Consider the following 6,510-nt stretch of genomic DNA (forward strand, 5'->3'; position numbering starts at 1 on the left):
GTATGCGACGGCACCAAGTGCCGCGATTGCCAAAAAGAACGCCGCGCGCAGTTCGACGCAGCGGCGGAAAAGGAGAGATGCCGGTGATTCAAACGCTGCTTCGGGTGGGCGACGATGTCGTGCCGTTGCCCGCCGACGCGCTGGTGCATGCCAATCTGGAAGCCGCCCGGCTGGTCGAGCACGCCATCCTGCGCGGCGAGGGACAGCTGGCGCGCCACGGCCCGCTGGTCGTCGCGACGGGGCGGCATACCGGCCGCTCGGCGAATGACCGGTTCATCGTCCGCGACGCGCAGACCGACCAGACCGTGTGGTGGGGCAAGTCGAACCGCGACATGACGCCCGCTCATTTCGCCGCGCTGAAGACGGATTTTCTGGCGGCGCTGGGCCGGCTGAACCAGCTGTATGTCCAGGACCTGTTCGGCGGATCGCAGCCCGAACATCGCGTCCGCGTGCGCGTCATCACGCAGCTGGCCTGGCACAGCCTGTTCATCCGCACGATGCTCGTCCGCCCGCAGCCGAACGAGCTTGCCGGCTTCGCGGCGGATTACACGATCATCGACCTGCCCGATTTCCGCGCCGATCCCGCGCGCCATGGTTGCCGAAGCGAGACGGTGATCGCGGTCAACTTCACCGAGCGGCTGATCCTGATCGGCGGCACCGCCTATGCAGGCGAGATGAAGAAAAGCGTGTTCGGCCTGCTCAACTATCTGCTGCCCGAACAGGGCATCATGCCGATGCACTGTTCGGCGAACATCGGCCCGGACGGCGACACGGCGATCTTCTTCGGCCTGTCGGGCACCGGCAAGACGACGCTGAGCGCGGATGCGTCGCGCACGCTGATCGGTGACGACGAACATGGCTGGTCCGACACCGCGGTCTTCAACTTCGAAGGCGGCTGCTATGCCAAGATGATCCGCCTGTCCGCCGACGCCGAGCCCGAGATCTTCGCGACCACGCGGCGTTTCGGCACCGTGCTGGAGAATGTCGTGATGGACGAGGTCACGCGCGAGCTCGACTTCGACGACAATCGCCTGGCGGAAAATACCCGCGGTGCCTATCCGATCGACTTCATCCCCAATGCCAGCGCGCGGAATATGGGGCCGGTGCCGCGCAACATCGTGATGCTGACCGCGGACGCGTTCGGCGTGCTGCCGCCGATCGCGCGGCTGACGCCGGACCAGGCGATGTACCATTTCCTGTCGGGCTATACCGCCAAGGTGGCAGGCACCGAGATCGGCGTGACCGAGCCGGAGGCGACGTTTTCGACGTGCTTCGGCGCGCCGTTCATGCCGCGCCATCCGTCCGTCTATGGCAACCTGCTCAAGCAGCGCATCGCCAGCGGCAATGTCGACTGCTGGCTGGTCAATACCGGCTGGACCGGCGGGAAGTACGGCGTCGGCAACCGGATGCCGATCAAGGTCACGCGCGCGCTGCTCAACGCGGCGCTCGACGGCAGCCTGAACGATGCCGAGTTCCGCACCGATCCGAATTTCGGTTTCGCCGTGCCGGTCAGCGTGCCGGGGGTCGATCCCGCGATCCTCGATCCGCGCATGACCTGGACCGATCCGGCCGACTATGACGCGACCGCAGCCCGGCTGGTCGACCTGTTCAACGCCAATTTCGCGCCGTTCGCGGATCATGTCGATGCAGGCGTGCGGGCGGCGGCACCCCGGGTGCGACAACGCGAGGCCGAACCCGCCTGACCGGCCCGACCTGATCGGGCCACCCTTTCAACAAGGAACGTCCGATCATGTCCGAAGACAACGAAGCCCTCCTGTTTGCCGACGATGCCGCGATCGCGGCGGTCGGCAATGGCTTGCTCGACCGCGATCTGCCGCGTCCCGCGTGGACGCACGAGGCGCATCTCGCCGCCTGCGCATGGCTGATCCGTATGCGCCCCGACATCGATCTGGAGCACGAGCTTCCCGCCATCATCCGCGGCTACAATGCCGCGGTCGGCGGGGTGAACGACGATCACCAGGGCTATCACGAGACGATCACCCAGTTCATGCTGGCGACCGTGCGCGCATTCCTGGCGCGGGCGGAGATGGCGATCCCCCTGGTCGACGCGGTCAACGCGCTGCTCGTCGCGCCGGAGGGGCACCGCGAATGGCCGTTGCGCTTCTATTCGCGCGAACGCCTGTTCTCGGTCGAGGCGCGACGCGGATGGGTTGACCCGGACCTGATCGGGACTGTTCCACGACAGCCGTCGACCTGACATCCTGCATGTGTCACGTTTCTCGGCTATGGTCGCATCGATCGGCACAGGGGTTGCGCCTGGCCGGGATGGACGGGAGGACCACATGAACATCGCTGCCATGCTTGCGCAACTCGGGGACCATGTCGAACTCGCCAACATGGCGACCAAGCTGGGCCTGCCCGCCGACCAGGTCGAAGCTGCCGTCGCGTCGCTGGCAAAGGCGCATGTCGCACCGACCGACACGCTGCAGACCGCAGCCGCCGACACGGGGCTGGGCGTCGACCAGCTGCGCCAGATCGTCGAGCAGATCGGCGGCGAGGGGTCGCTGACGCGCTTCGTCCAGCTGCTCAACGACGAATCGGGCGGCGGCGGCGGGCTGCTGGGCCAGATCGGGTCGATCGCGGGCGGGTTCCTCAACAACAAGGGCTGATCCGCCGCACGCCCGGGAACCCTTGCCCCGGTCATGCGCTTGACGGCCATGCCGACCCTCGACCTGTTTGGCTGGGCCGTGCCGGTCCTGGTCGTCGACCTGAGCACCGTCGCCATCGCCGTCGTCGCGGCGCTGGCGCTTCACTGGCTCGTCTTTCGCATTGCCGGCCGGATCGCGGCGCGGACCCCCGACAGCGGCGACGACATTCTGGTCGCCCATGCCCGGCGGCCGTCGCGGTGGATTCTGGTCGCGATCGCGCTCGCGGCCGTACGCGGTGTCATCCACCTTCCCGATGGCGCCAACCGGCTGTGGACGCTGCTCGCGGGCCTGATCGTGCCGGCGCTGATCGGCTGGCTGGCGATCGCGCTGATCCGCGGCGTGAACGACGTGATCGCGGTCCATGCCGACATTTCCATCGAGGACAATCTGAACGCGCGTCGCAAACGCACGCGCAGCGCGATCCTGGGGCGGATCGCGGTGTTCGTCGTCGGGTTCGTGACCGTGTGCGTCATGCTGCTCAGCATTCCCAGCGTGCGCAATGTCGGCGTGACGCTGATGGCGTCGGCGGGGCTGGCGGGGCTGGCGGTCGGCGCGGCGGCGCAGCCCGCGCTCAAGAACCTGATCGCCGGCATCCAGATGGCGTTCACCGAGCCGATCCGCATCGACGATGTCGTCATCATCGAGGGCGAATGGGGGCGGATCGAGGAAATCCGGCTGACCTATGTGATCGTGCGCATCTGGGACGACCGGCGGCTGGTCGTGCCGGTCAGCAAGTTCCTGGAGGACAGTTTCCAGAACTGGACGCGCACGTCGAGCGCGCTGATGGGCACGGTGTTCCTTCACCTCGACCCGCGCGCCGATGTCGCGCGGATCCGCGCGAAGGCGGAGGAACTGGTGGCCGCGCACCCCAAATGGGACCGCCGCGTCATCGGCACCCAAGTCACCGAACAGCGCCGCGACGCGATCGAGGTCCGCGTCCTCGTCAGCGCCGCCGATGCCGGCCGTGCGTTCGATCTGCGCTGCGACCTGCGCGAGGGGTTGATGCGCTACATCGCCGACGAGATGCCCGAGGCGTTGCCGCGCGAGCGCCTGGCGGTCGAGCCGATTACGGCCTGACCAAGCGTCGTCACCCCGGCCTTGTGCCGGGGTCCACCGTGCCGCTCGCCCAGCGGGCGGACTCTCGTGCGCAATCGGTGCCGGCGAGGTGTCGCGCAACGTTCGAGACGAGTGCAGGTGGAGAAGCGGACCCCGGCACGAGGCCGGGGTAACGGTCGGCGGGGTATAGCGCCTGAGCCGTCACGCCCGCCGGCTTGCGATGAACGCATCGACGTCGCGCTCGACGACCAGCAGCGGGCGGCCGCCGCCGGCGACCACCAGATCGTTGAAGTCGCGGACGTCGAAGCGCGTGCCGAGCGCGGCTTGGGCCTTGCGGCGCTGGCGATTGATCTCGGTATGGCCGATCTTGTAGCCGCACGCCTGGCCCGGCCACACGCAATAGCGGTCGATCTCGCTGGTCACGCCGTCGATCGTGTCGCCGGTCGCCTCCGCGAACCAGGCGCGTGCCTTGTCGCGGTCCCAGCGCTTCGCGTGGATGCCGGTGTCGACCACCATGCGCGCGGCGCGGAACGCCATCGAGGCGAGATAGCCGAGCCGCCCGACCTGATCGCCTTCATAGACGCCCAGCTCGCCCGCAATCTGTTCGGCATAGAGCGCCCAGCCTTCGGAATAGGCGCTGAAGCCCATCAGCGTGCGGAGCAGCGGCAGGCGGTTGGCATATTCGCCCTGCCAGACATGGCCAGGGATCGCTTCATGATAGGTCAGCGTCGGCAGGCTGAAGCGGGTATGCATGTCGGTCGAGCGCAGGTTGATCCAGAAGCGCCCCGGCACCGTGCCGTCGATCGACCCCGCGCCGCCATAGGCGCCCGGCGCGCCGATTTCCTCGGCGGGCGCGATCCGCTTCACCTCGACATTGCCCCGGACCAGCGTGCGGAACGCGCCCGGCACGCGCGGGCGCAGATCATCGATGCGCTGGCGGATGAACGCCATGATCTCGGCGCGGCCCGGATCGCCCTCGGCAAAGGTGAAGCGCGGGTCCTTGGCGAGCGCCAGCATCCGCGCGCCGACCGAACCGTCGGCATAGCCCAGCCCCTTCAGGATCGCGTCCATCTCGCCATGCAGTTCGGTGAGCTGGCGATTGCCCTCGTCGTGCACCTCGTCGGGCGTCATGCGGGTGGTGGAGGCGGCGCGCAATGCCCAGGCGTAATAGGCGTCGCCCTGGGGCCGGGCCCACATGCCGGCGTCGGACTTTGCCATGCCGGCGTGGCGCGCGAGCTCGGCGATCTGGCGGTCGAGCGCGGGCTGGATTTCGGCGGCAACGATGCGTTCGGCGCGCGGCGCCCAGTCGCCGGGGATGGCGCGGGTGCGATCGCGCAGCGAGGTGACCAGAAGCGCCTCGCCGGCCGCCTCGCCACGGGTCAGCCGCATCGCCGCCAGGGTCTTGGCGAGGATGAAGTCGGGGGCGACCACGCCCATGCCGCGCGCGGCGCGCAGGCGTTCGGTTTCGCCGTCGAGCTGCGCGGGAATCGCGGACAGGCGCGCCAGATAGGCGTCGGCGTCGGCCGCATTTTCGATGACGTGGCTGGCGTCGAGGAATTTGGGCGCGTCGAGATAGGCACCCATATTCTGCGCGACGGGATAGGGGCCGTTGCGCCAACCGCCGATCGCGACATCGCCATAACCGAAGCCATAGCCTTCCAGCGCGGTGGCATAGGCGGTCTGCGCGATGTCGAGTGTCTTGGCCGTCTCGCCCCGCGCCTGCGGCAGCACGGCGTCGATGCGGCCCAGCGCATCCTTCAGCCAGGCGCGTTCGGCGGCGACGCCGGCAAACGACCTGTCCTCCATCCGCGACTTGAGCGCGGCACGCGCGCCCCGGTCGATGCCGAGCCCGGTCGCCGATCCGGGCGACAGGCGCAGATAGGATTCGGCGAGATCGTCGGCGAGGGCCGCCGCACGATCGGTGCGGGCCAGCGCCAGGTCGGGAAAGGCCGCGACAAAGGCGGCGGAACCGGCACCGGCGAGCAACTGGCGGCGGGAAAGGGCGGGCATCATCTTCTCCGGGAGGTGTGGTGGTGTGGGTTTAAGTTTGGCCGATTTCTTGACTGGCCGTCACCCCGGCCTCGTGCCGGGGTCCACCGTGCAAGACGCACGGACGCCTGACCTTCGCGTCGCGCCACGCCCTGCGGCACCGTCTGCGCCCACCACTACGCGCATTCCGCTGAGTGTCACGGTGGACCCCGGCACGGGGCCGGGGTGACGATCGGGGTGGAAGGGAAGCGAGCAGGGCAATTTAGGTCTGATTCTCAGGAAAGGGCCGGGGGTTCAGGCTCGACCCGGGCGACACCTTGTTCGATCGCGATCACCCGCATCCGTGTGCCGACCGGGGCATCGGGGCCGCGCGCCGGCCATTCGCCGTCGCCGATCCGCACCCGGCCTTCGCCCGCGACGATCGCTTCGGCGACGATGGCGCGCGCGCCCGCCAGCCGGGCGGCGCGGTCATTGAGCAGCGGGTCCGTCGTGGCGACCGGATAGTCGCGATACCAGCGTCGGCCGATCAGCACCGTTACCGCCGTCCAGGCCCCGAAGCTGAGCAGCTGTCCGCCCAGCCCGAGCCCGGGCAGCACCCCGGCCAGGATCGCGGTGATCGCCGCCGCGAGCGCGGCAAAGGCGAGGAACACGCCGGGCAGCAGCAATTCGGTCGCGCCGAGCACGACTGCGACGATCGCCCAGACGATCCACGGCTCGTTCATTCAGGCGCGTCCTCCGCCCCCGGCATCGCAAAGGGACCGACACGCCGGGGGCGGAGGACGCGCCTGAATGAACG

The 6,510-nt window shown here is 68.8% G+C and carries 6 protein-coding genes; 4 read left to right on the forward strand and 2 right to left on the reverse strand.

Translation table 11 applies throughout. The annotated features are described in order from the left end of the window. The first annotated feature begins 77 nt into the window (after positions 1-77). From AX676_RS08685 to AX676_RS08700, 4 genes are all read left to right on the forward strand, one after another. A complete protein-coding gene (locus tag AX676_RS08685; protein WP_066479893.1) occupies positions 78-1,703 on the forward strand; it encodes a phosphoenolpyruvate carboxykinase in 1,626 nt (541 codons plus the stop codon). A 47-nt stretch (positions 1,704-1,750) separates the two neighbouring features. Next, positions 1,751-2,218: a hypothetical protein gene (locus AX676_RS08690; protein ID WP_066479892.1), complete on the forward strand. Its 468-nt coding sequence runs from the start codon at positions 1,751-1,753 to the stop codon at positions 2,216-2,218. 85 nt (positions 2,219-2,303) lie between these two features. Next, the gene (locus tag AX676_RS08695; protein ID WP_066479890.1) at positions 2,304-2,630 is read left to right on the forward strand and encodes a hypothetical protein; all 327 of its coding nucleotides are present in this window, start codon (positions 2,304-2,306) and stop codon (positions 2,628-2,630) included. 33 nt (positions 2,631-2,663) lie between these two features. Further along, on the forward strand, positions 2,664-3,746 hold the full coding sequence (locus tag AX676_RS08700) for a mechanosensitive ion channel family protein (protein ID WP_082731180.1): 1,083 nt from the start codon (positions 2,664-2,666) through the stop codon (positions 3,744-3,746). Between the two features lie 180 nt (positions 3,747-3,926). Here the strand turns inward: AX676_RS08700 and AX676_RS08705 are convergent, their stop codons facing one another. Next, complete coding sequence (locus tag AX676_RS08705) at positions 3,927-5,735, reverse strand: DUF885 domain-containing protein (protein ID WP_082731182.1); 1,809 nt, start codon at positions 5,733-5,735, stop codon at positions 3,927-3,929. Positions 5,736-5,989: 254 nt separating this feature from the next. Continuing rightward, a complete protein-coding gene (locus AX676_RS08710; RefSeq protein ID WP_066479886.1) occupies positions 5,990-6,436 on the reverse strand; it encodes an NfeD family protein in 447 nt (148 codons plus the stop codon). Between the last annotated feature and the right edge of the window lie 74 nt (positions 6,437-6,510).

The sequence above is a fragment of the Sphingomonas sp. CCH21-G11 genome, from assembly GCF_001555965.1.
Taxonomy (GTDB): domain Bacteria; phylum Pseudomonadota; class Alphaproteobacteria; order Sphingomonadales; family Sphingomonadaceae; genus Sphingomonas.

What these genes read in the sequence shown, in the direction of transcription:
- AX676_RS08685 (WP_066479893.1), top strand. Translation starts at nt 78, where the DNA reads ATGCCGGTGATTCAAACGCTGCTTCGGGTGGGCGACGATGTCGTGCCG.
- AX676_RS08690 (WP_066479892.1), top strand. Translation starts at nt 1,751, where the DNA reads ATGTCCGAAGACAACGAAGCCCTCCTGTTTGCCGACGATGCCGCGATC.
- AX676_RS08695 (WP_066479890.1), top strand. Translation starts at nt 2,304, where the DNA reads ATGAACATCGCTGCCATGCTTGCGCAACTCGGGGACCATGTCGAACTC.
- AX676_RS08700 (WP_082731180.1), top strand. Translation starts at nt 2,664, where the DNA reads ATGCGCTTGACGGCCATGCCGACCCTCGACCTGTTTGGCTGGGCCGTG.
- AX676_RS08705 (WP_082731182.1), bottom strand. Translation starts at nt 5,735, where the DNA reads ATGCCCGCCCTTTCCCGCCGCCAGTTGCTCGCCGGTGCCGGTTCCGCC.
- AX676_RS08710 (WP_066479886.1), bottom strand. Translation starts at nt 6,436, where the DNA reads ATGAACGAGCCGTGGATCGTCTGGGCGATCGTCGCAGTCGTGCTCGGC.